At 38.5% G+C, this 26,929-nt stretch carries 29 protein-coding genes; 13 read left to right on the forward strand and 16 right to left on the reverse strand.

Features of this window, described 5'->3' with window-relative positions:
* Positions 1–3 precede the first annotated feature (3 nt).
* Positions 4–951: a methyltransferase domain-containing protein gene (locus HZC31_00975; GenBank protein MBI5001936.1), complete on the reverse strand. Its 948-nt coding sequence runs from the start codon at positions 949–951 to the stop codon at positions 4–6.
* Between the two features lie 64 nt (positions 952–1,015).
* On the opposite strand from HZC31_00975, the gene ppsA reads away from it, so the two are divergent.
* Genes ppsA through HZC31_00990 form a run of 3 tightly spaced genes read left to right on the forward strand, consistent with a single transcriptional unit; the run spans position 1,016 to position 7,534 of the window.
* Positions 1,016–4,639 (forward strand): phosphoenolpyruvate synthase, encoded by a 3,624-nt coding sequence (gene ppsA, locus HZC31_00980; protein ID MBI5001937.1) that lies wholly within the window; start codon positions 1,016–1,018, stop codon positions 4,637–4,639.
* 2 nt (positions 4,640–4,641) lie between these two features.
* Positions 4,642–4,971 (forward strand): hypothetical protein, encoded by a 330-nt coding sequence (locus HZC31_00985; GenBank protein MBI5001938.1) that lies wholly within the window; start codon positions 4,642–4,644, stop codon positions 4,969–4,971.
* Positions 4,972–5,011: 40 nt separating this feature from the next.
* Positions 5,012–7,534 (forward strand): hypothetical protein, encoded by a 2,523-nt coding sequence (locus HZC31_00990; protein MBI5001939.1) that lies wholly within the window; start codon positions 5,012–5,014, stop codon positions 7,532–7,534.
* A gap of 67 nt (positions 7,535–7,601) precedes the next feature.
* On the opposite strand, the gene HZC31_00995 is transcribed toward HZC31_00990, so the two are convergent.
* The 5 genes from HZC31_00995 to HZC31_01015 all read right to left on the reverse strand — a co-directional run bounded on the left by HZC31_00995 (position 7,602) and on the right by HZC31_01015 (position 9,678).
* Entirely contained in the window at positions 7,602–8,108 is a 507-nt protein-coding gene (locus HZC31_00995; GenBank protein MBI5001940.1) for a cupredoxin domain-containing protein, read from the reverse strand.
* Between the two features lie 78 nt (positions 8,109–8,186).
* Positions 8,187–8,558: a response regulator gene (locus HZC31_01000; protein MBI5001941.1), complete on the reverse strand. Its 372-nt coding sequence runs from the start codon at positions 8,556–8,558 to the stop codon at positions 8,187–8,189.
* Between the two features lie 84 nt (positions 8,559–8,642).
* Positions 8,643–9,059, reverse strand: a complete 417-nt coding sequence (locus HZC31_01005) for a 50S ribosomal protein L31e (GenBank protein MBI5001942.1) — start codon at positions 9,057–9,059, stop codon at positions 8,643–8,645.
* Between the two features lie 11 nt (positions 9,060–9,070).
* Positions 9,071–9,244, reverse strand: coding sequence for a 50S ribosomal protein L39e (rpl39e, locus tag HZC31_01010; GenBank protein ID MBI5001943.1), 174 nt, complete (start codon positions 9,242–9,244; stop codon positions 9,071–9,073).
* 5 nt (positions 9,245–9,249) lie between these two features.
* The gene (locus HZC31_01015) at positions 9,250–9,678 is read right to left on the reverse strand and encodes a 30S ribosomal protein S19e (protein ID MBI5001944.1); all 429 of its coding nucleotides are present in this window, start codon (positions 9,676–9,678) and stop codon (positions 9,250–9,252) included.
* A 95-nt stretch (positions 9,679–9,773) separates the two neighbouring features.
* On the opposite strand from HZC31_01015, the gene HZC31_01020 reads away from it, so the two are divergent.
* Together HZC31_01020 and HZC31_01025 are read left to right on the forward strand one after the other, a co-directional pair.
* Positions 9,774–10,826 (forward strand): hypothetical protein, encoded by a 1,053-nt coding sequence (locus tag HZC31_01020; GenBank protein ID MBI5001945.1) that lies wholly within the window; start codon positions 9,774–9,776, stop codon positions 10,824–10,826.
* A 41-nt stretch (positions 10,827–10,867) separates the two neighbouring features.
* Positions 10,868–11,515 carry an adenylate kinase gene (locus HZC31_01025; protein ID MBI5001946.1) on the forward strand — a complete coding sequence of 216 codons (648 nt, stop codon included), beginning with the start codon at positions 10,868–10,870 and terminating at the stop codon, positions 11,513–11,515.
* Positions 11,516–11,531: 16 nt separating this feature from the next.
* Here HZC31_01025 and HZC31_01030 read toward each other — a convergent pair whose 3' ends face one another.
* Positions 11,532–11,978, reverse strand: coding sequence for an Lrp/AsnC family transcriptional regulator (locus HZC31_01030; protein ID MBI5001947.1), 447 nt, complete (start codon positions 11,976–11,978; stop codon positions 11,532–11,534).
* Between the two features lie 179 nt (positions 11,979–12,157).
* Between HZC31_01030 and HZC31_01035 the strand changes: the two genes are divergently transcribed.
* Complete coding sequence (locus tag HZC31_01035; protein ID MBI5001948.1) at positions 12,158–13,237, forward strand: glutamine synthetase beta-grasp domain-containing protein; 1,080 nt, start codon at positions 12,158–12,160, stop codon at positions 13,235–13,237.
* Positions 13,238–13,271: 34 nt separating this feature from the next.
* Here HZC31_01035 and gatE read toward each other — a convergent pair whose 3' ends face one another.
* Genes gatE through HZC31_01060 form a run of 5 tightly spaced genes read right to left on the reverse strand, consistent with a single transcriptional unit; the run spans position 13,272 to position 16,917 of the window.
* Complete coding sequence (gatE, locus tag HZC31_01040; GenBank protein MBI5001949.1) at positions 13,272–15,086, reverse strand: Glu-tRNA(Gln) amidotransferase subunit GatE; 1,815 nt, start codon at positions 15,084–15,086, stop codon at positions 13,272–13,274.
* Positions 15,087–15,135: 49 nt separating this feature from the next.
* A complete protein-coding gene (locus tag HZC31_01045; protein ID MBI5001950.1) occupies positions 15,136–15,825 on the reverse strand; it encodes a class I SAM-dependent methyltransferase in 690 nt (229 codons plus the stop codon).
* 57 nt (positions 15,826–15,882) lie between these two features.
* Positions 15,883–16,530: a hypothetical protein gene (locus HZC31_01050; GenBank protein ID MBI5001951.1), complete on the reverse strand. Its 648-nt coding sequence runs from the start codon at positions 16,528–16,530 to the stop codon at positions 15,883–15,885.
* Entirely contained in the window at positions 16,527–16,733 is a 207-nt protein-coding gene (locus HZC31_01055) for a hypothetical protein (protein MBI5001952.1), read from the reverse strand. Before HZC31_01055 ends, HZC31_01050 begins: the two co-directional genes overlap by 4 nt.
* 1 nt (position 16,734) lies before the next feature.
* Complete coding sequence (locus tag HZC31_01060; GenBank protein ID MBI5001953.1) at positions 16,735–16,917, reverse strand: hypothetical protein; 183 nt, start codon at positions 16,915–16,917, stop codon at positions 16,735–16,737.
* 111 nt (positions 16,918–17,028) lie between these two features.
* Here HZC31_01060 and HZC31_01065 point away from each other — a divergent pair, with 111 nt between their 5' ends.
* The 3 genes from HZC31_01065 to HZC31_01075 are packed head-to-tail and all read left to right on the forward strand — an operon-like array spanning position 17,029 to position 19,504.
* Positions 17,029–17,976 (forward strand): hypothetical protein, encoded by a 948-nt coding sequence (locus HZC31_01065; protein MBI5001954.1) that lies wholly within the window; start codon positions 17,029–17,031, stop codon positions 17,974–17,976.
* Positions 17,977–18,008: 32 nt separating this feature from the next.
* Positions 18,009–19,070 carry a mechanosensitive ion channel family protein gene (locus HZC31_01070; protein MBI5001955.1) on the forward strand — a complete coding sequence of 354 codons (1,062 nt, stop codon included), beginning with the start codon at positions 18,009–18,011 and terminating at the stop codon, positions 19,068–19,070.
* 26 nt (positions 19,071–19,096) lie between these two features.
* Positions 19,097–19,504: a hypothetical protein gene (locus HZC31_01075; protein MBI5001956.1), complete on the forward strand. Its 408-nt coding sequence runs from the start codon at positions 19,097–19,099 to the stop codon at positions 19,502–19,504.
* Between the two features lie 251 nt (positions 19,505–19,755).
* On the opposite strand, the gene HZC31_01080 is transcribed toward HZC31_01075, so the two are convergent.
* The 4 genes from HZC31_01080 to HZC31_01095 all read right to left on the reverse strand — a co-directional run bounded on the left by HZC31_01080 (position 19,756) and on the right by HZC31_01095 (position 23,849).
* A complete protein-coding gene (locus tag HZC31_01080) occupies positions 19,756–21,330 on the reverse strand; it encodes a hypothetical protein (protein ID MBI5001957.1) in 1,575 nt (524 codons plus the stop codon).
* Positions 21,321–21,884: a hypothetical protein gene (locus HZC31_01085; GenBank protein ID MBI5001958.1), complete on the reverse strand. Its 564-nt coding sequence runs from the start codon at positions 21,882–21,884 to the stop codon at positions 21,321–21,323. The genes HZC31_01080 and HZC31_01085 overlap by 10 nt, the downstream gene beginning before the upstream one ends.
* A gap of 84 nt (positions 21,885–21,968) precedes the next feature.
* Positions 21,969–23,501, reverse strand: coding sequence for a cobalamin B12-binding domain-containing protein (locus tag HZC31_01090; GenBank protein ID MBI5001959.1), 1,533 nt, complete (start codon positions 23,499–23,501; stop codon positions 21,969–21,971).
* Between the two features lie 138 nt (positions 23,502–23,639).
* A complete protein-coding gene (locus HZC31_01095; protein MBI5001960.1) occupies positions 23,640–23,849 on the reverse strand; it encodes a hypothetical protein in 210 nt (69 codons plus the stop codon).
* 128 nt (positions 23,850–23,977) lie between these two features.
* Between HZC31_01095 and HZC31_01100 the strand changes: the two genes are divergently transcribed.
* The 4 genes from HZC31_01100 to HZC31_01115 all read left to right on the forward strand — a co-directional run bounded on the left by HZC31_01100 (position 23,978) and on the right by HZC31_01115 (position 26,927).
* Entirely contained in the window at positions 23,978–24,937 is a 960-nt protein-coding gene (locus HZC31_01100) for an Lrp/AsnC family transcriptional regulator (protein MBI5001961.1), read from the forward strand.
* Between the two features lie 373 nt (positions 24,938–25,310).
* Positions 25,311–25,529 carry a hypothetical protein gene (locus tag HZC31_01105; GenBank protein ID MBI5001962.1) on the forward strand — a complete coding sequence of 73 codons (219 nt, stop codon included), beginning with the start codon at positions 25,311–25,313 and terminating at the stop codon, positions 25,527–25,529.
* Entirely contained in the window at positions 25,507–25,962 is a 456-nt protein-coding gene (locus tag HZC31_01110) for a hypothetical protein (GenBank protein MBI5001963.1), read from the forward strand. The genes HZC31_01105 and HZC31_01110 overlap by 23 nt, the downstream gene beginning before the upstream one ends.
* Positions 25,959–26,927: an NTP transferase domain-containing protein gene (locus HZC31_01115; protein MBI5001964.1), complete on the forward strand. Its 969-nt coding sequence runs from the start codon at positions 25,959–25,961 to the stop codon at positions 26,925–26,927. The genes HZC31_01110 and HZC31_01115 overlap by 4 nt, the downstream gene beginning before the upstream one ends.
* The last annotated feature ends 2 nt before the right edge of the window (positions 26,928–26,929 follow it).

The following is a 26,929-nucleotide window of genomic DNA, read 5'->3' on the forward strand; positions in this document are numbered from 1 at the left end:
TATTTATCTTTTCACTCTCTTCAACACAACAACATGTTTCGATAATGTCTGATGCAAATACCATCGAAAATCATGTATTATGTTCCACCCAGTTTTTCTGCAAATCTTTTTGTAATCCACAAAATCAGGAAATCCCACCACAATCGTGTTTGTATTTTTCTTTGCGTTTTCCAAAAAGCGCGTATACAAAGAAAGAAGATTCTGTGATCGAGTATTTTTTCCAAAGGGAAGTTCTGTCACAATCGCGGCGCATTTTTTTCTGAATGTTGTCGCGTCTCCTGCTGCAATAGAAACAACTTTTTTCGTAATCTTGTAATGGTGCAAATTCTGTTTACATTTCTCGAGCATCCAGGGGCTAATGTCAAAGCCAACTGCCTTCCGTCCAGAAAAAGCAGCTTCCAGTAAAATGCCGCCAGTGCCGCAAAAGGGATCAACAACAACAGCATTTTTTTTTGCAGAAGATAAATTCACAAGCCCAAGCGCAAGTTGCGGATCAAGGGATGCGGGATAAAATCCAGGGCGAAGTTGTGCTTTTCGCTGCAAAAACGCGTTATCATTTTTCCATAAGCGCAAGCCAGCATACACAGTATTCCCAAGAAAAAAGAAGTGAATCAAACTATCTGGATGTTCAAGATCAACGACAGGTTTCTTCAATGTATCCCAGATCATACCTCCTAATTTTCGTTCAATTTCTTGTATATCGCTCCGCACGCAAAAGCTTCCTTTGATTTTTTTGTTCCAGGCATATTTCTTAATCTGCTTTTCAAGATTTTTTTTAGAGCAGGAAAAAAGAATAGCATGAGTTTCTTTGGTGAACGCGAGTGGAAGGTCAATTTTCTTTTTAGAAGACACAAAAGCATAGTTTTCTTTGGTTTTGTGAAGAGTATAAAACGAAGCAACCTCTGCCTGGGCAAGAGGCAAATTCTTTTGTGATAAAACAAAAAGCATCATAGGAGAGCAACGAGACACTCCATTATAAAAAGATTTATATTTATGAAGTGACAAAAAAACAGGCATGAACACAAAAGCAACAAAATTTATTCTCTGGTTTGATGAGTTAGGTATTGAAGACGTCCCAATCGTGGGCGGCAAAAACGCGTCGTTGGGTGAAATGTATAGAATTCTTGTTCCGCAAGGAGTACGGATCCCCAATGGCTTTGCGGTAACCGCGTACGCGTATCATTATCTTGTGGAGAAAGCAGGAATTAAAGCAAGTATCCAGCAAATTTTGAAAGGATTAGATACACAGAATGTTTCTGATCTTGCGGAACGAGGGCATAAAGTACGAGAGATTATCAGAACCGCGAAGTTTCCAGAAGAGCTTGCGGTGGAAATCATAGCGGCATATCAAAAGATGTGCAAGCTATATGGGAGCAGAACAGATGTCGCGGTGCGATCGAGCGCGACAGCAGAAGATTTGCCAGACGCGAGTTTTGCGGGCCAGCAGGAGACCTATCTGAATATTCGTGGAGACAGTGACTTGATTAACGCGTGTAAGAATTGTTTTGCGTCTCTCTTCACCAATCGTGCGATTTCCTACAGAGTGGACAAGGGCTTTGACCATTTTTCTATTGGATTAAGTATTGGTGTCCAGAAGATGGTGCGTAGCGATAAGGCGTGTTCTGGCGTTATGTTTTCAATTGATACAGAAACAGGATTTCAAAACGCGGTCTTCGTTACAGCGGCGTATGGTCTTGGAGAAACCGTCGTTCAGGGCGCAGTCAACCCAGATGAGTATTATGTGTTTAAGCCAACATTAAAAACAGGGCATAAATCAATTTTATCAAAACGTGTTGGCGAGAAAAAAATAATGATGGTGTATAGTGATAAAGTGCAGCAGACAACAAAGACTGTCGCGGTTTCAGAAGACCAGCGAAAGAAATTCGTGCTCACTGATGATGAAATTTTAACCCTCTCAAAATGGGCGTGCATTATTGAAGATCATTATTCGCGAAAAGCAGGAAAGTTCAAACCAATGGATATGGAATGGGCAAAAGATGGCGTCACAAACCAATTATTTATTGTGCAGGCTCGTCCAGAAACAGTGCATTCACAACAGGATTTGACGCAGTTAAAAGAGTATGGGCTCGCGAAAAAAGGAAAAGTAGTGGTTATTGGAAAAGCGGTTGGCGAAAAGATTGGTCAAGGAGCGGCGGCAATAATCAAGGATGTCAAGGATATTTCGCAGTTCAAGAAAGGGCAAGTTTTGGTCACAGAAATGACAGATCCGGATTGGGAACCAATTATGAAGATTGCGAGTGCGATTGTCACGAATAGTGGGGGGAGGACGTGTTTTCCAGCAGGCACTAAAATTTTAACAAATAAAGGATTTAGAAATATTGAAGAGATTTATGACAATCATGAGGAGATTGAAGTTCCTTCGTTAAACAGGAAGACGCTCAAAGTAGAGTGGAAGCCGGTTATTGCTTCCATGAAAAGAAGAGCAGAAGTTATTGAAATTGAAACATCATTGACAGGGAGAATGAAGGGCAACACATTGCGGCTTACGCCAAATCATAAAATGCTCACCTTTAATGATGCTCAATTAGTTGATAAAGAAATTCAACAGATGCTTCATGAACAGCAAATGCTTTTGTGTGCGCAAAAAATTCCAGCGCTTACAGAATCAACTGAAAAACAAAAAGCACTAGCATACCTTTTAGGTGCAATAAGCACAGATGGGAGCATTTATACCTCTAGAACACATGGTGAAGTACAGTTTATTCAGAAAGAAACAGAAGAAAAAAAAGAATTTATTGAATATGTAAATACATGCTTAAATGAAACATACAATAAAGAGTTTAGCGTGTCAGTCAAAAAAACAAGTAGTGGAGAGATTAGAGGAAAACCAGCGATTGGCAATGCGAATGCGTATCGCTGTTATAGCAAAGAGGTTGCGTATACGCTGCTTCGGGAACAGCAGACAATAACGCAAACGCTCCTGAAAGCGGATGAATCTCTTATTTATTCTTTCCTTGCGGGAGTTATTGATGGCGATGGGTCATTAAGCGCAGAAAAAAATAGAATTAATATTTATTGTTCTAAGGAATATCTGTTTCAGGCAATAATCGTGGGCTGCCTTAGAATTGGAATTGTTCCGCAAGCAACAGTAAACAGAACAATTTGGAACATCCAGATTGTTGAAAAAGTAGATGAAATTTGTAAATGGACAAAAAGAGTTAAAGGGAAAGAAGAAAGAAAAAGAATAGGAACAAGATTTTTTAGTGCAAGGCAGCTTTTAGGAGGAAGCAAGTACATTGGACATTTCTCCACAAGTTTAGGTAAAAATCTTTTATTAGATGCAAAAAAAATAGATGCTGCAAAAAAGTTTCTTTCTCCAGAGTATGCGCAAAGAATTGAACATGTTTTACTATCAGATACAAGAATGCAGAGAGTTTCATTCGCTCATGATTGTGGTGAGCAGGATGTGTACAATATTACTGTCGCGGATAATCATAACTATGTTGTCTTTACAGAGAGATATACTCCAGTTGTAGTCAATAACTGTCACGCGGCGATTGTCAGCAGAGAGTTAGGAGTCCCATGTGTCGTCGGAACAAATAATGGGACAGAAAAAATAAAGCAAGGTCAAAAAGTGACAGTAGACTGTTCGAGTGGCGATGAAGCAATCGTTTATGATGGATTGTTGAAAATAAATGTTAAGGTCACGGATCTGAAAAAAATTCCAGAAACAAAAACAAAAATCATGATGAATCTTGCGGCGCCTGAGCAGGCGTTTGAGAAATCATTTTTGCCAAATAGCGGCGTGGGATTAGCGCGACAAGAGTTTATTATAAGTTCGTACATTAAAGTGCATCCAAAAGCGTTAATTCATTTTGATGAATTGAAAGATAAAAAGCTCAAAGAGGAGATTGAAGAAATAACATACAATTACAAAGATAAAAAGGAATTTTTTATTGACAAACTCAGCCAGGGCATCGCGACAATTGGTGCAGCGTTTTATCCAAAAGATGTGATTGTCAGGATGAGTGACTTCAAGAGCAATGAGTATGCGAATCTTATTGGGGGTCATTTGTATGAACCAAAGGAAGATAACCCAATGATTGGCTGGCGTGGCGCGTCTCGGTATTATACAGATTATCAGGAAGGATTTGAGTTAGAATGTAAAGCAATGAGAAGAGTCAGAGAAACAATTGGCTTGACCAATGTCAAAGTCATGATTCCGTTCTGTCGAACAATTGAAGAAGGGAAAAAAGTATTGGACGTCATGAAAAAACAAGGACTGGTACAGGGCAAGAATGGCTTGCAGGTCTATGTGATGTGCGAAATCCCCTCTAATGTCATCTTGGCAGAAGAATTCCTCAGCATTTTTGATGGATTCTCGATTGGTTCAAATGATCTCACGCAACTCACGTTAGGAGTTGATCGTGATTCAGCGTTAGTCGCGCATGTCTATAACGAGAGCAACGAAGCGGTCAAGCTTCTTGTTCAGCGTGTTGTCCATGTCGCGAATAAAATGAAGAAGCACATGGGTTTCTGTGGGCAGGCGCCAAGCGATAATATCGAATTCGCGAAGTTCCTCGTCGAGTGTGGAATTGAGTCCATGTCTTTGAATCCAGATTCTGTGGTGAAGACAACGTTGGCAGTTGCGGATGTGGAGAGGAAAGTGAAGAGGTAAGAATGAGCATCCTCGACACCATTTTGGACACATTTCGAAGTCCAGATCCTAAAAGAGTCAAAGAAAGAATAGTGATACAGATTCAAGACTATCAAGCAACAAAAGCAGAGCTCCAAGAACAAAGGCGAAAATTACAGCTTGCAATACTTAATTTAAATAGAAGATTAATGCATCTGCGGAAAAACAATCCTTCTCTATTAGCAGAAATCAGAAGTGTCAGTAGGCAAAAGACAGATGTAGAATATCAAGATCTTGAAGTAAAAACAGCTATTGAAAAACTAGATAGAGAAATTGCTCAATTAACTGCAAGGTATCGTCAGGTAGCGGCCTAAACAACAAATCATTTAAACAGCGCAGCCCTTCGTTTTTCTCATGGAATTCATCGCGGACATGCACATTCACAGCAAATATTCACGAGCATGCTCAAAAGATCTCACCATTCTCAATCTCGAAAAGTGGGCAAAAATAAAAGGCGTCAATCTCTTAGGCACAGGAGATTTTACCCATCCAAAATGGATTCAGGAACTCAAATCCTCTTTAACAGAAACAGAAAAAGACAGTGGGTTCTTTCAAACAGCGACAGGATTTAATTTCATTCTGCAAACAGAGATTTCCTTAATTTACACGCATAATAACAAAGGCAGAAAAATTCACAATCTCATTTTCGCGCCAAGTTTTCAGGCAGTGGACGAAATCACAAAATTCTTGCTCACCAGAGGAAGAGTAGACTACGATGGCAGACCAATTTTCAAAATTCCTTGTCCAGAATTAGTTGAAAAAATGAAAGCAATAGATGAGCGCATCCAGGTTATCCCCGCGCATTGTCTTCTACCCAATGAAAAAGTTGTTTGTAATCCAAAAGCAAAAGCCATCTCTAATATAAAAGTAGGTGATATGGTTTTAACACACAAAGGTAATTTCAAAAAAATAAAACAGATATTCAATAGGCAATATAAAGGTAAAGCTTATAAAATTCAGCCTTATTATTTTAGAGAAGGAGTAGCGGTAACTGAAGAGCACCCATTTCTCGCCATAAAACCTGTTAAAAACTGTAGTTTTGTAGGAGGGCTCTGTAAACCTAATAGTACTGCTCAGGGAAAACATAGTTGTACTAAAAAACATTATAATTATTATAAATCAGAATGGATACAGGCAAAAAATTTAGAAAAAAATGATATTATATTATATCCCCGAATTAAAGAAATAAAAGATTCAAAAAATATTAATTTATCGGATTTTATAGAAAAGTGTAATTATAAAATCTCTGAACTTACCATAATCCCAAAATCAGGAAGACAAGATAAACCTATAAAGAATATCATAGAAACAGATAATGATTTCTGTCGGCTTGTTGGATATTTCTTAGCAGAGGGTTATATTAATAAAAAAAATAGTGTATTACAATTTTCCTTTGGTCCTACTGAAAAAGGGTATATAGACGATGTCACTCTTCTCATGGAAAGATGTTTTGGGATAAAAATAACAAAAGTGAGGGAAAGAAATGGGTATGAATTATATTTCTTCTCTAAGCCATTAGTGGAGATGTTTGAAACTTTATTTTATGAAAAAGAAAAACCTAAAAGAGCATTTTCTAAACAGCTCCCTCAATGGATGCTCTATCTGCCATTATCTAAACAAGCTGAAATTTTAAGGGGGTGGTGGAGAGGTGATGCTGGATGGACAACTTCTGAGGTTCTTGCAGAAGAAATGAAAATTATTTGTTTACGGTTAGGCATACTTCCTTCCATCTCTAGAATAACTAAAGAGACGCATAATAAGAAACCACATCTTTTAGGTGAAAGGACAATAACTGCAAAAAATGATTTTATGATCTTTGAAAGATTATCCTTTTACAGAGATGAATTTTCGTTACTGGAAGATGCATCATTTCATAAATTCAAATCAAAATTAGAGAGAAAACATGGATGGATGGATGATCATTATTTTTATATTCCTATTAAAAAAATAGAAACTTTTGATTACTCGGGGTTCGTCTATAATTTAGAAGTCGAAGACGATAATTCTTATGTTACTTCGGCAGCAACAGTACATAATTGCTGGACACCATGGTTTGGCTTATACGGCGCGAATGGTGGTTTCGATAGCATAAAAGACGCGTTTCAGGATCAGATAAAAAATGTCCATGCAGTTGAAACTGGTCTCTCAAGCAATCCTGAAATGAATTGGCGCTTGAAAGAGTTGGACAACATCAATCTCGTAAGCTTCTCAGACACGCATAGCTTTTGGCCGTGGAGATTGGGAAGAGAAGCGACAGTTCTCAATATCGAACCAACGTTCAACGCGCTCGCAAAAGCGTTGGAAACAGGAAATGGTTTGAAAGAAACGATTGAAGTCAATCCAAATCTTGGAAAATATCACATGACTGGACATAGAGTTTGCAATGTTTCTTTCCATCCAGATGAAGCAAAAAAGCTGAATGATGTCTGTCCAAAGTGCGGCAACAAATTAACAGTTGGTGTTGATCAGCGCATTGAACAACTCGCGGATCGTCCGTTAGGATACAAGCCAGAAAACGCGAAACCGTTTCGCTCTTTAATTCCAATCTCAGAACTTCTTGCGCAATTTCATGGAAAAGCAGTTGCGACAAAGAAAGTTTGGGAAGAGTACAGAAAATTAGTAACAGACAAACAATCCGAATATGATGTGCTTCTTCGAATGCCAATAGACGAGATTGCCAAAGCAACAAGCGCGGAGTTTGCAGAGATCATGGAAAGAAACAGAGCAGGAAAAATAAACGTCAAAGGCGGCTATGATGGTGTCTATGGTGTTCCATTATTGGATGAGAAAGCAGAAGAGAAATATCAGGAAGAGCACCAGAACGTGATGGCAAGTATGAAAAAAAAGCAGACAGGATTGCAGGAGTTCTTGAGTTAGGTCAATTCTTACTAAAATAAAAAATTAAGAAACCAAGAAAAATAAATAAAAGAAAAAATAATTCTTACTAATTGCTCTGACCAAAACTCATGCCAGCGACCATAAACTTAAACAGTTCATCGCCAGTGTTTTTGTCAGTGAAGTAAAAGACGCCTTCTTCATTTGTTTCGATAGTGAGTTCAATAGTTCTTGCTCTGTCCACATTTTCGTCAACAAGAAGATCTTCATTGTAAACCTGTGTTGGTTTTACTCGTTCGCTGTATACAACAAGCGTGACAAGTTCTCCTTTTTCAACAACAATAGTGGAAGGGCTTGCGCCATCAATAGTAACAGTAACTTCTTCTCGTGCTTTGCCTGTCTGGACAAACGCTTCTTCATCTGCGTTGACATCAACATTTTCGTCTGCAGTTTCTGTTTCAGTAGTTTCGCTATCTTCTGCGTCTTCGTTGTCTGCTCCCTCAGAATCAGTGTCTGCGGACTCAGTTGTTTTCCCAGTAGTATTTGCTTCCTGTCTGCATGCGCCAAGTGCAAGAAGAAGCACTGCAATAACAATAACCATTAGAATTTTCCTCATGAACATCATCCTCCTTAACTCCTGTCTGTTTTTCCTCTTTGTTTTCCTATATAAAATTTTCCAGTTTTCCTGCAAGAATCAGAGGCGAAGTAATTCGCGGACTTTTTCTTGCAATTCAATAGGACTGAATGGTTTGGTGATGTAAGCGATTGCTCCTTTGTCAATGCCTGTTAAAATATCATGATCTTCTTTTTTCGCGGAAACCATTGCGATGACAATGTCTTTTGTCGCGGGGTTTTGCCGAAGTCTTCTGCACACTTCGTAGCCATCAAGGCCAGGCATCATGACATCGAGAAGAATGAGATCAGGTTTTTTCTTTGCGACGAGTTTGAGAACTTCTTTGCCGTCTGTTGCTTCGATAATTTCATAGTCTTCAGCACCTAAACTGAGTTTGATAAGATCGACAATGTGTGGTTCATCGTCAGCAACAAGGATGATCTTTTTTATCATACAAAATTATGAGGGAGTGCAGTTTATATAGTTTATTGATCGAATAAAAATAAGATAAACATAATGAAGAAAATAACAAAGAATTTATTCCTTATTCGCTTCTTTCTTTGGCTTTGCTTTAGTTTCTTTCTTTTCAGAAGTGACTTCTGCGTCAACAATATTTTCTACTGATTTCTCAGCTTTCTTTTCTTCTTTCGCAGCTTTTCCTTCCTTTTTCTCATCTTTGCCAAATTTGAGTGGCTTGCCGAAAAGTTCTGCGTAAACAGTTCCTTCTGGAACTTTCACAACATTCACGCGTACGTGATGTGGCGGGTTTTTCATACCATGCATCCAAAGATGTTCGTTAAGAAATTTGCCGATTCTGATATTTTCAGATTTCATATGTTTGACGAGGAATTCGCGAAGCGCGCGAGATGCTTTTTCAGTTCGTCTGTATTGAGGAACTTTGAGGTATTCTCTTCGGAGTGGAATGGTGTATGTTCGTTCTAGTTTTTCAGCCATAGGATTCACATTTATGCTTTTGTTTTAACGCGGCGCCAGTTTCTTTTGACAACAGTGAGTCGTCCAGGGTGCACTCGTCTTCCTTTGCCGTACTTTTTAGGAACTGCCCAGAAAGGTGCCCATCGAGTCTGTTTGCCGACTTTTGCTAATCGTAATTTTCTGCTTACATGAATATTTCGTGCCATAATAATCACTGGTTTTTGACTGTTTTCGCGACTTTGTCAAGGAAAGAAAGTCCTTGTGGAGTAATGATTCGTCCTTTTTTGATGCCTTTGTCTTTATATTTAACATATCCCGCTGTTTGGAGTTGCTGCAATACTTTTCTGATTGCGCTTCCGCCTGTTTTTCTGAATTCCGCGGGTTGGTGTCCTCGTCGTTTTCTGCCGCCGTAGATAACACGGAGCTTTTCTGTTCCGATTGGACCGCGAACTGCGATTTTACGAAGAAGTGCTGCTGCGCGAGCGTACCACCAGTCAGGATCCATAGGAGGACGTGCTGCGTTAGCGCCTGTTTTTGCGAATGATGCCCACACGGGAGCTTTGAACGTGCTTTGTTTTTTCAGTTCTTGTGCTACTGCGGTAATAAGTTTCTGAGGATCAGATTCTTGGAATTTTGGCATGAAACTTTTGAAATTGCAAGTCATTTATATATGTTTCGAATGAAAATGGCGTTCAAAAGGCATTCTTTTTATACACTTATGAAATTCTCAGGGCAATGGCAACAATATTTTATGGCGTCGCGGGAGAAGGCAACGGGCACGCAATCCGCGCGAAAACAATTATCGACGAATTAAGAAAAGACAACGCCGTGCATATTTTCAGTCATGGAAAGGGCTACAAATTTCTCAAACAATACTTCCCTATCAAGCGAATTCTTGGTTTCCATATGTATTACATAAACAATACAGTGAGCAGTTTTCTGACAGGAATAGTCAATATAGCGAAATTACCGTTCATGGCGATTGCTTCACTGCAATATCCAATCGCGTTCATAAAAAACAAACCAGATGTAATAATCACAGACTTCGAGCCATTTGCGTTGTATTGGGCAAAATTCTTCAATATTCCGACAATCAGCATCGACAATCAGCATAGTATTACGAACACAAAAATTGACAAGATAGGAGGGCAGTGCCTGACAGAATTATACTCCAAAATAATCATTCACACGTTTCTTCCAAATCCAGATCAGACAATTATTACAACCTTTTTTCCAACTGAAATAACAAAAAAAAATACAGTGCTTGTTCCTCCAGTGATAAAGCGGGAAGTGCAGGAAATAAAGAACAAAAAAACAAAAAACAAAAAACACATTTTTGTCTATCAAACCTCGCCGAGTTACAAACGAATGCTTCCCATATTAAAGAAGATCAACAAACAATTTATCATCTACGGATTCAATAAAGAAGCAAGAGAAGAAAATCTGCTCTTCAAAAAATTCAACAAAGAAGAGTATGTGAAAGATCTTGCAACAGCGGATGCAGTGATAATCAATGGTGGTTTTACAACGTTAAGTGAAGCACTGTGTTTGCAAAAACCAATTTTTTCCATTCCAATAAGGCGGCAGTTTGAGCAGATTGTAAATGGACATTATATCAACAAACTGCAGTATGGCATGGCAGTGAAGGAGATTACAGAAGAAAATTTCAACATGTTTCTCGAAAAACAAGAGCAGTACAAAAAGAATATCAAAAAGATAAAGTTGGAGGGGAATAAAGAATTATTTAACATAATAAGCAATACTCTAAAACTTCTAAAGAAAGCCTAAAACACAAAAACAATATAAAGCACCGCAGGTAAACAATACTCATGCGAATCATCTTTCTCGGTCCACCTGGTGTTGGCAAAGGAACACAAGCACAGCGCATCTGTAAAAAATATACCATTCCCCAGATTTCTACAGGCGATATGTTTCGGCAAGCGATTAAAGAACAAACTCCTTTGGGGAAAAAAGCAGACGCGTTGATGAAAGAAGGAAAGCTCATCGATGACAGCATCACCATTGGCTTAGTCAAAGAACGATTGCAGAAATCAGATTGCAAAAACGGTTATCTTCTTGATGGATTTCCGCGAACAATTCCGCAGGCAGAAGGGTTTGATCATTTACTTAAAGAAATAAAACAAAAATTAGACGCAGTAATTTCTCTCATCGTGGATGAAGCAGTGCTCATCAAACGACTCTCAGGAAGACGTTCTTGTCCAAAGTGCAGTGCTGTATTTCACATCGAGACAAATCCTCCAAAGAAGAAAGACATCTGTGACAAATGCGGAGAAAAGCTCATGCAGCGCGATGATGACAAGCCAGAAACAGTGCACAAACGTATGGAAACCTACAGAACACTGACTGCTCCATTAATTCAGTATTACAAAAAGAAAAAAATGTTGCGTGAAGTGAACGGAGATCAGGAAATTCAAGTAGTGTTCAACGAAATTGTAAAAATTCTTGAAAAGAAATAATTTCTTTCTACAAGAATTATTGCACCTTAATCCTTTCTTCTTTCATGGTCTTCAAAACTAATTGTGTATTTGTTCGCAACACAAAATCAAACGTCTGAATATGTTTCAAAAATGCGTCCATAAGTTTCCTATTTCTAAATCGTGCAATAATCACCACATCAAATGCGCCAGTCACATCGTAGACAGCAACAACATTGGGATGTAACGCAATCTTTTTCTCCACTTGCTCCAGTTTTCCTTTGCTGACTTGCACTTCAACGATAATAGTGATGTCGTATCCTAATTTTTCATAATCGAGCTGCGCGCCATAATGTCCAATTATTTTTTCTTTTTCAAGAGCATGCATCCGATGCATAACAGTTGCAGTGCTCATCCCTGTCTTTTTTGCAATTTCTCGAAGACTGAGTCTGCTGTTTTCGAGAAGCGCGTTGAGAATCGCTTTGTCTTTATTGTCGATATTCATTTTGTTGTTTTGTTTAGTCTGTTGCAATTTATATGTCTTTTGTTCAACAAATATTCATTTTTCATAAAATTAAGAAACATTTGTTTCAAAAATTCTAAAATAAGTATTAATACCATACAATCCAAATAATTCTAGTTTGTCCCAGCAAACAAGAAGTAAAAAAAAGGAGGGGTTTAGGTATGAAAGTAATTGCAGAATATTTGTGGTTGGATGGGGTAAATCCAACAGCATCGATCCGTGGAAAGCCAAAAGTGTTTGATGGAGAAGATGGAACAACAATAGATGCATTAACGCTTCCTGATGAAGGGATAAAAAGAATTCCAACATGGGGATTTGATGGGAGTAGCACAGAGCAAGCAGAAGGTCATGCATCTGATTGCGTTCTAAGACCAGTTCGTGTTTATCATGATCCAATACGATCTCGAATACGACCAGAATATCTTTCTATCTTAGTATTAAATGAAGTCATGATTGTTCCAGGAGACACACCGCATCCTTCTAACACTCGTGCGTTACTTCGTGCACAAGTGGAGGCGCATAAAGCAGCAGAATTTTGGTTTGGCTTAGAACAGGAGTATACATTTATGAGAGCAGATCAAGGAGGAGTTGGAAGACCATTAGGCTTCCCAAAAAAAGGTTTTCCAGGAAAACAAGGTCCATATTATTGTGGAGTAGGAGGAGATAGAATTTTTGGAAGAGAGATTATGGAAAAACATCTTTTCGCGTGTCTCGATGCAAAGTTAGTAATTGCGGGAGCAAATGGAGAAGTTATGCCTGGGCAATGGGAGTACCAAATGGGTAACGGAACACCAGCAAGTGACCCATTGAGAGTAGCGGATGATTTAATCATTGCAAGATATCTTATGAACAGAATCGCGGAAGAGTACGGCGTTATTGCGTCTCTTGCTGCAAAACCAGAGAAAGACTGGAATGGTGCGGGCATGCATACAAACTTCTCAAACAAAGCAATGCGAGAAAGTGATGTAGGTTTCTCTGAGATAATTGAGCGGTTGCGAAGAAATCATGACGCGCATATTAGAGTGTATGGCGATGGAATTCAAGATAGATTAACAGGCCATCATGAAACGTGTAGTTTCAGAGAGTTCAGAGCAGGAGTTTCTGATAGAGGAGCAAGCATAAGAATCCCATGGCAAGTTGCAGTGGACCATAAAGGATACCTTGAAGACAGACGACCTTGTGCAAATGTTGATCCATACGTTGTTGAAGCAAGAATAATGGAAACAGTAATGGGCAAATAATTTTCTCTTCATTTTCTTTTTTTAATTTCTTTTTCTACACAATCAATCTTCGTAAAATCTCATTGATCTTTTTTCCATCAGCTTTGCCGCGAAGTTCTTTCATCGCAAATCCCATGAGCGTTCCAAGCGGCGCTCCTTTGCCATCCGCAACAATTTTCTTCAAGATATTCTCAAGCGCAGCATCATTCATACTTTGATATTTGGAAAAATCACACGTTTCTTCTTTTGCGAGATCAAGAAGCACATCATCAAGTGCTTCTTTTGGAACACTGCCTTTATCAAGTTGCGCAAAGACTTCTTCAAGTTTCTCATCAGTAATTTTCTCAATCTCAACATTGTATTTTCTTTTCACTTCACGAATTTTTGGGATCATAGTTTCCGCGATAAACGCGGGTTTTAGTTGGGAGAACTGCGCTATCCATTTTTCAAAAACAGCAGCCTTGCCAGATTTCGCAATTAAATCCGCAAGATCTTTTGCGAGCCCAAGCTTGACAAAATCAGCAGAACTTTCTTCAAGTAATTTTGGTAATTTTAAGTCACTCACATCAGCAACAAGCGGCATGACATCTGTTTCAGGATACATACGGCTAGCGCCAGGGATTGGTCGCATGAAGGATGTTGTTCCATCTTCATGTGCGTTGCGAACTTCTTTGAGTACGCCATGCTGCAAAGAAAGTACACGATCATACACTGCTTCAAGTGCGCGTAATACTTTCTCGCGTTGATCAGCGATAATCACAAATCCATCTTTCACACCACAACCTAACTTCTTCTTGACAAGATCAACATACTCTTGTTCAATGCCATATTTAGGAAGTTCATCACTGTGAAATAAGCCACCAACGCCTGCCGCGGCTTTCGCGTACATCGAGAGTTCAGAGCCAATTCGTTTGCCAGGCATTGTTTCTTTGCCAAGCAATCCTGCAAAACCGTCTAACTTTAATCCATAAATCACGCCATTTTCATTTAATATATTCTGGACAATCTTAGATGAACACTTCTCAAGAACAGGAGTAACGTCAATAAAATCTTTTTCAATCGCGAATTTACCAAGTTGTTTTTGAACATCAAGCAGTGTTTGTTGTCGCTGCATTTCATTTTTAACAATAGTGGGAACCAACTTCAAATCTTGCGCGCCTTTAATTTCTACCCGTTGTCCTCCTGTAATCGAGACATTGACGTCTTGTCGAATAGTGCCAAGACCTCGTTTAACCTTTCCGGTAGAACGAAGGACCATGCCAATTTTTTCAGCGACTTTTTGCGCGAGTTCAGGACTGTCGATGCTTGCGTCAGTCGCGATTTCAATGAGTGGAACACCAAGCCGGGATAAATCATAAACGTCAAAGTCACCTTTTCTTTCAACGATTTTTGCGGAATCTTCTTCTAAGCAAATCGTGTCAACTCCTATTTTTCTGCCATCGACTTCGATAAAGCCATTTTGCGCGACGAGAGAGGTTCGTTGAAAGCCAGTCGTGTTGGAACCATCGACAACAGTTTTTCGCATCACTTGAATTTCATCAACAATATGCGCGTGCAATAATTGCGCGACAACAAGCGCGGTTTCGAGCGCTTCTTTGTTTATTGGTTGTGGGGGTTCTTCATCAATGTCCACAAGACAATTATACGCGTCGTAACAATTATAGAGGAAATATTTTTGTTTTTTTTGTTCGTGTGCAGCGGCAATATCTATTTCACCAGTTTCCCCGACAACTGCGCGAAGGAATCGTTTGACTATGAGGTTTGGTTTTTCATCTTCAGTTGCAAGTTCAGCAGGGCAATTGCAGAATAATTTTTTTCCAGCGACTTGCTGATGAATTTCAAGACCTACTTTGAGTCCTTTGGTTGGCATGAAGAAATGAGAAAGTGTATTCTTATTAATGTTTTTGGTTTTGAAAGAACTACATCCTCACTGCAGTAATGTAATAATAATCTTGCGGAATTAAATTTGCCTTTTTTTCATTATACACTGCTCGTTCAACAGGAGTATGATCAATAAATCTATACTGTCGAAGCACATCAAGCACGTCATCAAGATTTGTGGTTGTCTTCTCTGTTGTAAAAGCAACGACTGCTCGCTGTCTAAGATAAGGCAATGCGCGTTGCAGCGCAAGAACAGGTGGCACATATTCCCCAAAAACCCCGACAGAAATGAGCGCGTCATATTTTCTGTCTTTGAGGTCTATTCCATGGACAATATTTTGTTTCCACGTATCTCTATATCCTCGTTCTTTTGTTTTTTTCAGCATTTCTCGAGAAATATCAATGCCATCAACAGTGTGCCCAGATGCAACAAATGGTGCTCCTACTAAACCCGTTCCGCACCCCACGTCAAGAATTTCTGATGCAGGTCGGAGAAGAGGAAGCACCATCTCAGAAAAAAGTAAATGCACTTCTGGCGCTTTTGCGAGTTGTACGTCATATGTATTCCCAAAATAGTCTGATGCCCAGTCATTAAATTTATCAGCAACATCATCATAATGGGCATAGTTATGGACTGGAGCCCAGCGTGTTTGGGCAAGGATTGCTCGCTCTCGCTGGAGGCGGCGCAGCGCGTCAACGGGATTTTCTAGTGGTATTCTTATCTCCATAAAGGAGAAAAATAGCAGCTGTCTTAAATAGTTTATCCTTTGGGAGTGGTGAATCAACTAGAAAGTAGCGGTCTTATCTCCATGCGCGATGAGATGTTTCATATTCCACCAAAGATATCGTGCCATGCTTGTTTCTTCTTTTGTCGCTTCACTGGAGAGAAGCCGCTGTATATTTTCCTTAAACATATTTTTTGTTCTTCTCTCTGCTTCTTCTACTGTATTGCCTTTTATAAGAGAAAGCATCGCTTCGTGAGATGGTTCTAAAAAGAGTTCTGCGGTTTTGTCTGTAAGTGGTTCGGTTATTCTTTTGGGTTCATAGAAAAAAATAAAATCCTCTTCATAACCAAGATATGCTTTTGCTCCTTGTTTAATGCTTTCAGAGCCTAATACTTTTGCGGAACGGCAAGAAATTGCGTAGGTTATCTTTTCTCTTAAGAGTGCGTCATTTTGTTTTGCAATAACGAGCGGTTCATCTTTATGACCTCCAACAGCATCTTCTCTGCCATGCCCATTAAAAATAACCAGTCCAGGTTCTTGTTTTTTCAAGATTCCTTCTGTTTTATCTCTGTTTGCTTTCTCTCGTGAAAGATCAAAGACAGTAATTCCTTTTTCTTGTGCTAGAGCAATTGCTTTTTTACTCCAATGGGATAAATAATGTGTAGTGTCATCATGCTCCGGACGGGTGATAAGCATTTTCTTATTCATGTTGTGACGATCCCTTCTTTTAATGCTTGTAAGAATTCGAGCTCAATCTGGATCATCTTTCTTCCAATTGCGTCTTCTCTTTTAACGCTCTCAATGAGTTGTTCTTTTGTAAATTCACCTATAGAGCCAATAGAAATCTTTTTGTCAGAAGGCAAGACTTCTAGCCGTGCAATAATCAGTTTTTTTATATCTTCATCTATCATCTTAGATAATCCTCAGTTTTTCAAGTTTCTTTAATATCATGTCTCCAATCTTTGTTTTATTTTGTATTTCTAAATACGCGACATCCCAGCTAATCGGACCTGTTTTATCTAACACCGCAATAATCTCCTTTCTTATATTCAAGGGAAGGTTTGCGTAAACTTTTAAGAATCTTTCTCTGAGCATATGCTTCATACTGTTTTTTTAGTTAATATAGTTTTGGGTTCCTGTCAGTTTATCCTTTTAAAGTGGTAAAAATGCATAACCTTTAAAAAACAGGGTGCGTTTCTCTGGTGTATGACAGTGGGAATTTCGTTGACGAATGGAAAAGAAGCGATTGTTATTGCTGATAGCAGAGTTTCCGCAGCAGGAAGACAAAGCGATTCCGCAAATAAGCTTGATACATTTAGCTGTAATAATTATGCCGGAGTTTTGTTTGGTGCAGGTTATGGGAATCTTGTTCTCGGTGTTCTTAAGTCTCTCTCGAGTTTCAAAGGTGGTTCTCTGGATCAATTTATTGAGGTAGTAGTCAGGGATCATCAACAGAGAGTAAGAAATGCGGATTGTTCTTATCTTGAGTATGTTAAAGGAGAAATTCAAAAAAAAGCAGAAGTGATCGCAGATGAGGAGCAAAAACGACGATTCATCTATGAGGAGCAGCATAAGGCAATGGAAAACTATGCTCGTAATAAACAAGTGGCAGATACTATTTTTACGGTTGTTGCGTATGATCAGCAAGCAGATAAAGTAAGGCTTTTTTCAATTAATGAAGCGTCTGCAATGCAAAATTTTCAAGATCATAGTGAAATAGGTTCCGGAGCAGATGGCGCGCATATGTACCTTTCTACAAAATTACAAGGTGTTGATACTACACAACTTCCTCTTCAAGATTTGATTTTTTTTGCTCTTAATGCATATAACCAAGCAACAGTCAATCAAGGTGTTGGTGGAACACCTAAAATTGCAGTAGTTTCAAAACAAGGTATAAAAGTGCTTGAATATGAAAGAACAGTTGCGTTGGCGAACCTTAGTGGTGCATGCCTTTCTGGTTTTCCTGAAGGTGTGACTAGCGATACTGTCCGAAAATCATTGGCAGCAATTGCAACAGGGGAAAATCCTCAATATCCCGAAATCGCCGCAATTGTAGGAATTGAACCAACAGTATTAAGTGGACTTTATGTTCCTTACTCCTCATGGCAAGAACGAGCAAACAGACAACTCTTTCCGCATAAAGCAGAACAATAAACTATAAAAACAACCCTTGAACCCAAACAACCATGGCAATTCCAACAATCTTACAACTGACTTTTTTCAACAACACATTACTTCAATACATTATTTTCTTTAGTATTATCACAGGTGCAATTCTCATTGGAAAAATTGCGTACTATCTGATAAAAAATTTCGTTAAAGTATTAACAAAGAAAACACAGACAGTTGCGGATGACATGTTGATTGAAGTCTGCGAACATCCAGTAGTCTTCCTCATTTTTATAATTGGATTTTATATCGCGTATAAATCACTCACGCTGACAGAAGCAATAGAGCATACATTCTTTAACATTGTGCTCGTGATGTTCATCTTTAATCTCACGTGGTTCTTCACCAGATTAATCGATGGTGTAATCAAATATTATCTTATTCCATTCAGTCAGAAAACACAAACTGATTTAGATGATGCGTTAATTCCTATCTTGCGAAGAATGAGTAAAATAATTCTCATCTTCATTGCGGCAATAATTGTGCTCGACAAGTTCGGCTACAATGTCGCGTCACTGGTCGCAGGTCTTGGTATTGGTGGTCTTGCGGTCGCGCTCGCGGCGCAGGAAACACTAAGCAACGTCTTTGGTGGCGTTACTATTCTCACTGACAAACCTTTTGCGCTTGGCGATAGAATTAAAGTCTCTGGAAACGATGGGTTTGTCAAGGAAATTGGCATGCGTTCTACAAAAATCACCACGTTAGATGGTTCAGAGTTAGTGGTGCCAAACGCGACAATCGCGAAAGAGATTATTGAGAACGTGACAAGAGAAAAATCAAGAAGAGTCAAGTTGACCGTGGGATTAGTGTATGAGACAGATCTCAAAAAGTTAAAAAAAGCAATGGAGATTGTTAAGAAGATAGTCGTGGATCAGGAAGGCGTTGAGGATAAATGTGATGTTTTTTTTGATGAGTTTGCTGATTTCTCCTTAAACTTTGTCATCGTCTATTGGGTAACAGACATTCCGAGAATCTTTGAAATAAAGAGCGCGATCAACCTGAAGATCAAAGAAACCTTTGAGAAAGAAGGCTTGGAATTCGCGTATCCGACACGAGTTATTTACAACAAGAAAGGATAAATAGGAGTTCTTCCTAATAACCCATTATGGAACTCAATCTTTCTATTAAAACAAAGCTCATTCTTGCGATTATTACAGTGATCATCAGTTTGGTCATGGGTCTTTATACAAAGTTCATGTTCTTTCTTCATTTGCCATACTATATTGATTGGTGGAATTTGGTTTGGTATATTATCAGTTGGATTATGCTTTTTGTCGCGGGTTTTTTTGTGGGAAAAGAAGCGTTGCAAATCGCGGACCTTTATGTCAAAAAAAAATTGCAGGAAACCTATACTGCGACAGTGGATTTGCATAAAGAAGGATTGAAGCGTGGCATTGAAACAACAAAAAAAGGTTTCGAAACAACAAGAGATATTGGGAAAAAGACAATCCATTTTCACAAGAGGATGTTGGGGATAGATGAATTAGAATTTCAGAAGAAAAGGAAGAAGTAGAATTATTCATGTTGTGTCATATTCTTCATCTCTTAATACGTTTTGAAAAATAAATAATAAAAGAATAGGGATTCTCAAGGACTGTCAGGCGATTCACACAGCAACAAGGCGATTGTTTGCCTAGCAACAGAGCAAATACACGCACCAGTAAAAGCTAAATTGTCAGGGGGACCCATCACGTAGTGATGGGATTATTATGAAAAGATATAATCATTTTAAAAATAGAAATAAATCAAATAAGTAAACCAGCCCTACGTCGTTGGACATGTCGCTTGACTTACAGTAACGCCGCTCATTTCATCCATATGATAAAATTCTATTGATGCATAATCAAACCACGGTTTCATCGTTGAGATAGCACTGCTTAAAGAACCAGAAGAAGACGGATAATACAATGGATCAGTCACACCATCTGCGTTACATTGTGTTGATTCTTGAAACATGTAGTCAACAAAGCTATAGCCCGTATCATCTTCAGCAACATCACCAGAAATATGGCTTGATTGATATACTGCTTGTATCCCACAACAACTACTTCCATCAGCATCTTCTCCTTTAAATCGTTCTAGGAAACTTGGTGCATCTTCATTGAAGACAAAGGTATGCTCAACGATGTGCTGATACATATCGTCTTCACTAAAATCATCACTGACATTTTGTACAACAATTGGAAAATATCTTCCATCATCAGAGAGCAAATCAGTGCGTAAAATACTGTACGGATCATACAACCCCACAATCGGAATCGTCGTAAATCCTTCTCCAGTAATTCCAGAGAATGAAACAGTAGTCTTTGTTGTAGAAATCGCAAACGTGGTATTCACATCAATCTCCCATGGTCCAGTTTCATCAATAACAATGGAAGTCACATTAATATCCACGTCAATCGCGAGCTGTTCTTCTGCAAGCGCTTCGAAGGAATTCAGTAATCCTAAGAAAAATCCTTCTCCAACAATGGGAGAATCAAGGTAAAAATCAATGGGAATGTTCTCTGTCCCGGTTGTTTCTGTAATATCCCATTCCCATGATTCAGTACCACAGTCAAAATCACCTGATGCGCAACTAAAATCAGAGGCACCACTCGTAATACTATAATCACTGTCACTCTCTGTAAACGGCGCAGCGATCACCACGTCATAATAGGTCTCTTGAGTAAGAGGCAGTTCCCCGCCAAAGGTAAAAGTGTATGAACCATCGCTTCCAAAATATTGAATATCCAATGCAACAAGTGAACCAGTTTCGTTGTACACCACAGCATACAAAACGTTGGATGTTGCGGAAGAAGTATTCTCGAGAGTAACAGTCATGGAATGAAGTGATTCCAATTCTTCATACGAAGAAGGAAGCGACACCCGTTGTACAACAGCAAGAGTATCGCCAAAGGATTCTGATGATGGGCTAGAAGAAGTCTCTGCGATTGTAATAAACTCCGTATCATTCCACGCAGTCAGTGTCATCGCGAAATCATCAGAAAGAGAAGTAACGTCATACGTTCCAGAAACAGTGCCGTTCATCATAACCTCACGGTAAAATGCTTCAGGATCATCAATTGCGGTTTCAGTCGCATTCACATAAGAAACCATTGCCCGCAAACTGTTTGCGCCAGCGACTTTCACAATAGTAGTCAAAACATCATCGCTCAATGATTTCGTAAACATATTCACGACAACTGCTTCAGTGCGTTCAGCTGCTGCGTTTTGTTTGTCCATCATGACGTGGCTCGATGCTGCGTACAGAACAAACGCGAAAATAGAGATGAGAAAAATGCTGACAAACGTAAACATGAATCCTTTTTTCCAAAATCTATCTTTCAAAATTATTGCCATATCCGAATCTCCCCGACGTATGGTCCCCACATTTGTGTATTATTGACAGTGCCAAAGAGAATGGTTTTGTACGGAAATAAGACAGTCGCGTTCTCCTGGTTAAATGTTGCGTTGTTTGTGTAAAAAGATGTTCCTTCAATGCGAACATCGATGTTCACATCATCAAGGTTTCTGTAAGAAACATAATCCGCGATGCAGGTGCTAAGCATTTCTGTGCAGTATGTACAGTCTTCTGTTGTGGAGCGAAAATAATATTCTCCTAATTGTTGAAAGAGTGTATTGGAAGTGTCAGTAATGTATCCTTCTTCAATTGCGGTGCTGTTGATGCTGCAGTTTCCTTGACTAATATCTTGAATCTCCACCATGAACAGATCCGCGGTGTCATAAAGTTCTGTTTGCACAATCCCCACAGGTGGTTTAGACAGGACAACAAAGAGATACAGAATGATTCCAAAGCCAATGCTGATCACCATGAGGGAAAAGATTGCTTCGAGAGTGAAATAGATTCCTTTTTTGTGAGAACGCATAAATTTCATGTTCTGAGGAAGACGCATTGCATTTTCCAGCAAACTGATGTATTTATGCTTTCTTGTTCTGTGATGGTAAATAAGATTCTTTTCTTGTCGGTTCAAAATTCCTTATATGCTTGGTTCAAATCCTCCTATCTGCTCAGGTCTTAAGTAGTGACAACACATTTCAACAAATCTCTGTTGATGCAATTTCAAATCTTTATTCGTCAATCCCTTTGGATGATAGTATCTTAAACTCGCATCTCGTAAAACATCACTATCTATATCAATATGTTCAGGTAAATCTTTCCCTGTTTCTTGAAGATAAAATCTACGGACTTCCGGAATTCTCACTAACCTCTGATACCAAAAAGTATCACGTAATGGCATTGCCAGAGAAAAATCAACTCGTACCAACTTTCCATGCCCATATGTTCTGCTTCCAAATTCTCGAAGAAGGCGCTCCATACATTCTAAATTATATCTATGCGATTCTTCAGAATCTCCTGGTAACCCTGCCATAACTGGTAAAAACATATCTATTCCTATCTCTGTTGCTCCTTTGACAATATCATATACTTGTTGATATGCAAAACTAGGTTTATTAGAAAGCGCATTGACCCTCCCATCAAAATTTTCAACACCGACAAAAAGATTCTTGACTCCAAGATCCTTTAATTGAGTCATCATGCTTTTGCTTTCTGATTGATAAAAGAAGGGGACATACCCGTAGACTCGAAATTCTATTTCTGAAGGAATGGAAAAATCTTCTTTCGCGCGAAGTAACAACTCAAGTTTTTGTGGTGTAGCAAGAACATTGTCAGCAATAAAATATTCAGTAATTCCATGTTTGTCATAAAGCTGAAGAACTTGTTTCCAAAACGTATGAGCATTTCTCGTCACAACGTTCGGATTGCGAGCACTGACGCAATAGGAACACGGTCCACTTTGTTCCGCTTTTTCACACCCTGTTGAAAACTGCACAGCAACCATACCAAGGAAATTACCCTCTTTTTCTCGTAACTCGCGATATAATCGGGTCCTTGAATCAAATGCTTTCATCACTTGTGTATAATCTGGTGCGGAAGTAAAATCCCAGATTGGTCTATCAACAAGATCCGAGACACTGCTTTTTTTTGATTTGACAACTTTACCATCACGGTCTCTGTAAAAAAGGTTTGGAATATCAGCTGGATTCTCTCCACGGACAATGTCAACAAGCGCGTGTTCTCCATCGCCTGCAACCACGTAATCAATAGGGGAGTTTTGTTGTAAAAGTAATCTTGCGGTAGAACTATAAGAGGCGCTAGGTCCACCAAGAACTATTATTTGATGAGGATTCTCTCTTTTAAGTTGTTCTGCAATTCTTAGGCTGTTTTCCAAATTAATGAGAATAGTGCTGAGACCAACAATATCTGAACCACCACACGAAGCTTGCATATCCTCTTTTGTTTTATATCGAAATTCAAAATCCTCTGCAGTTTCTCCATGCACTTTTTGAGCTCCAATACACTCTACATCAATCCCTTCACAATGATTTCTAATATTCTGTGCAAGAATTGCTAAGCCAGACGATAAGGGATGATTTATGTTTTCAATAGACCATGGACGATCATATCGTTCAGATGGTGGTGGAAAAGCGAGTGTCACCTTTTTTTTCATTTTTACCCTCTTATTCTTCTTTTGAAAATACCAAACTAATCATTATCTCCGTCCTCATCCCTTATCCCATCCCTCATACAATCCTTTTCCCAGATGCAATCCATTATTCCGTCCATTGTCTCCTTCATTATTCCATTTTCATTCATCATTCCATTCTCGTACTTCCTGTTCATATCTAGGGTTTTGTCTTCCAAGTCCATCATATCTTTGAGGTGCTTGTGAAGGAGACCTACGCAGAAGACCATCTTCACAAATTCCTGCTGGATAATAAGCACCAGGAATTTGTCTCAAAAATCCATCATATACGGGTTGATTAGTTACCTTTTCATCTAATGTTCTTTTACTCATTTGATTTACCTCTTGTGTTTTACTACTAAAAAGTAAAATAAGTGAAGAGTAGAGATTAATAAGAATATCTAAATAAAATACTAATAATTCCGTAAAATTTATAAGTTTATTCCAATTTAATAAGAAATATGGTCATTTTAGATAAAAAAGACAAAAAACTACTCTTTGAATTAAGTCAGAATAGCAGGCAGACGAATAAAGAAATTGCAAAAAAGATTGGATTATCAGAACCAAGTACTGCGTACAGAATCAACAGATTAATGGGAAATAAAATAATAGAACATTTTTATGTTATCACAAACAATGCAAAATTAGGATATTTTCATTACAAAATTTTCCTTCGCGCAGCGCAGATGAACGAAGAAACAGAAAAAATGTTTATCAAAGGAGTGAAAGAAAATAAGAATGTCATCTGGTTTGTTTCTACAAGAGGGAATTATGATTATGTTATTTCGATTTTAGCGAAGGATATTCATGAATTTAGTACCGTGTACAAACAAGTAACGGAAAAATTTGGAAGTAATATTCTGCAGAGAAATGTGTGTGTTGTAGAAAAAGCAGGAATTTATTCCAGGGGGTATTTATTAAATCAGGTTTCCAAAGAACACAAATATGGTATGAAAGAAGAAGCAATTATTTTGGATGACGATGATAAGAGATTACTTCAGGTAATTTCCACAAATGCAAGAATGCCTTCTGTTGAAATAGCTCGTGAGCTGCGGATAAGCGCAGATAAAGTCATATATCGGATGAAGAAACTCATTGGTCAACAATTTCTTCTGGGTTTTGGAACAAAACTTACTTTAAAAAATTTAAATATAAAACAATATCTTGTTTCTTTCAAATTTCAAAATTTCAGCGAACAAAAATATAATATACTTAAAGAAATTGCCAAAAAAAATCAATCTCTTCAATATTTTATTTCCATTATAGGAGACCATGATCTGGAGTTAGAGTTAGAAGTGCAGGATACAGAGCAGGTAGACAATGTATTCAGAGAAATTAAGAGATTTTTTACGAACGAATTGAGAGGATATGAAATCTTAGAAATTACAGAAGAGTATAAATTGAACTATTTTCCGTTTTAATAGAAAAAGTCATTCACTTATTATGAGAAAACTGACAAAAACAAATCTGCGAAGTTCCGAATATTAATGTTTTCTCATATAATTTAACAAAGAAGAGAATGCGCTAATTTTTATATAAAAACCCCTCCAACTATATAGGAACCCCCTTTTTTCTACAAGGAATGTTTATATAATCTAAGCGGCAATCTTATTTTTCTGTTCAAATAGTAATTTCTTGGTTTGCTGGGACTGTTCTTCGGAACAGGGTTGCACCGGGGTTATTATTTAACTCGGCAAAAGGCTCTCCTTTTGCCTTTATTTTTCTAACTGCGATAACAGTATTTGAACGCGTACTATCGTAAATTATATATAGTTCTTTGTGTAAAATAATTCCATGCGAAAACAGCTTCAGCATACCACAATTGTTGTCATGGTACTTCTTCTTGTATTAGGCGGTGCGTTGTATCTTGTAGAAACAACGACAGGAAGCGATGGGAACACGCTCACTGCGGCAACAGTTGGCGCGCAAGCGGTAAACTGCGATGAGCCGCTCGCGAAAGACGCGTCTTCTTTTGAAAAACAGGAATATTATGATCAATGCACAAAAGCATAGAAAAGCGCAAGCAGCGATAGAATTTTTGTTTGTTGTTGGTTTTGCGATGCTGCTGCTCATTCCGTCGCTTGCGTTATTTGGCAGATTTGTGCAGGAATCATCCTACACAGTGACCACAAGTCAAGTCAATAAAATTGGAAATTACATGTTGAGCACAGCGAAAACAGTGTATCATGGAACAAACGGAACAGTAATAGTCATTGAAGTAAATTTTCCTGAAGGAGTTACTGATATGGAAATTCCTGAAGAAACGCATGATCAGATTATTTTCACGATGGATATTGGTGGCGCGGAAACACAGCAGGTGTATTATTCCGATATTCCGATCAATGGCACGTTCAGTAGTAGTGATGTGCTAGAAGGAATAAAAAAATTCAGATTAGAAGCAATAAACAATGGCGCGCTTGTGCAGATAGAGAGATTGATACAATGAAAGAAAAAGTAAACGCGGTTATTCTTGCGGGAACAAAGAATTGTGAACCCTTTATAATTGGGAAACAGCAAGAATACAAACAATATCTTGAGTTAGAAAAAAAACCAATTGTTTCGTATGTCATTGACGCGGCATTGCGTGCAAAGCGCGTGGATAAGATTTTTATTATTGCGGATTCCAAGCGAATGAACAAGCTTCTTGGAAAATATAATGGCAAAGAGCGATCCAGAATTCACCTTATTGAAAATCAGGAATCTTTAATGCAAAGTTTGCTGTATTGTTTTCAAGAGTGGACGCCAAAAGGAATCTTGCTTCCCTCAGACGCGCCGTTTCTTCAGGCAAAAGATATTGACAAATTCATAAAAGCGGTTGATCCAAAAGTGGATTATGTCATGGGGTTTACTGATGGGAGAAAAATAGATACTCTTTTCAGCGAGCTTTCTTTGTACGTAAAGAAAGACAAGATAAAGTACGGTCTGTTTCCGATATACCATGCGCATGTCCGAATTAGCAATCTTCATTATATTGATTTTACACGAATAACAACCAATGAGCTTGCGTTCAGCCAGACGGTTTTTGATCATAGAAAACTGTTGAAAGAAGATGGAAGGAAAGACAGGAAGAATTGGAGAAAGATTGCGTGGGCATGTTTTCGGTATCTTCATAAAAGAAAATATCATCCCGCGATAATCATGGGAAGTTTTTTTGCGCTAGTTTATGGGATTTTGTTTTATTGTAGCCACAAAACAAAAGGAACAAGATTGGAAAAATTCTACACCTTTTTCTTGCGTCCTTCTTTTATCGCAATAATTATAACAATGCTGACGGGGTGGAGAATAAAGTGCCAGATCATTGTGAATGAAGATTTATCGCCTATGCTTGACGTTGATGTTCCGGAAACCTATCTTCTTTTCGCGAAAAACAAACATTTTGAAGAAGTAAGAAGTATTCTAAAGCAAGTATAGTT

It is taken from the genome of Candidatus Woesearchaeota archaeon (genome assembly GCA_016214075.1).
Classification (GTDB): Archaea; Nanobdellota; Nanobdellia; order Woesearchaeales; family DSVV01; genus JACRPI01.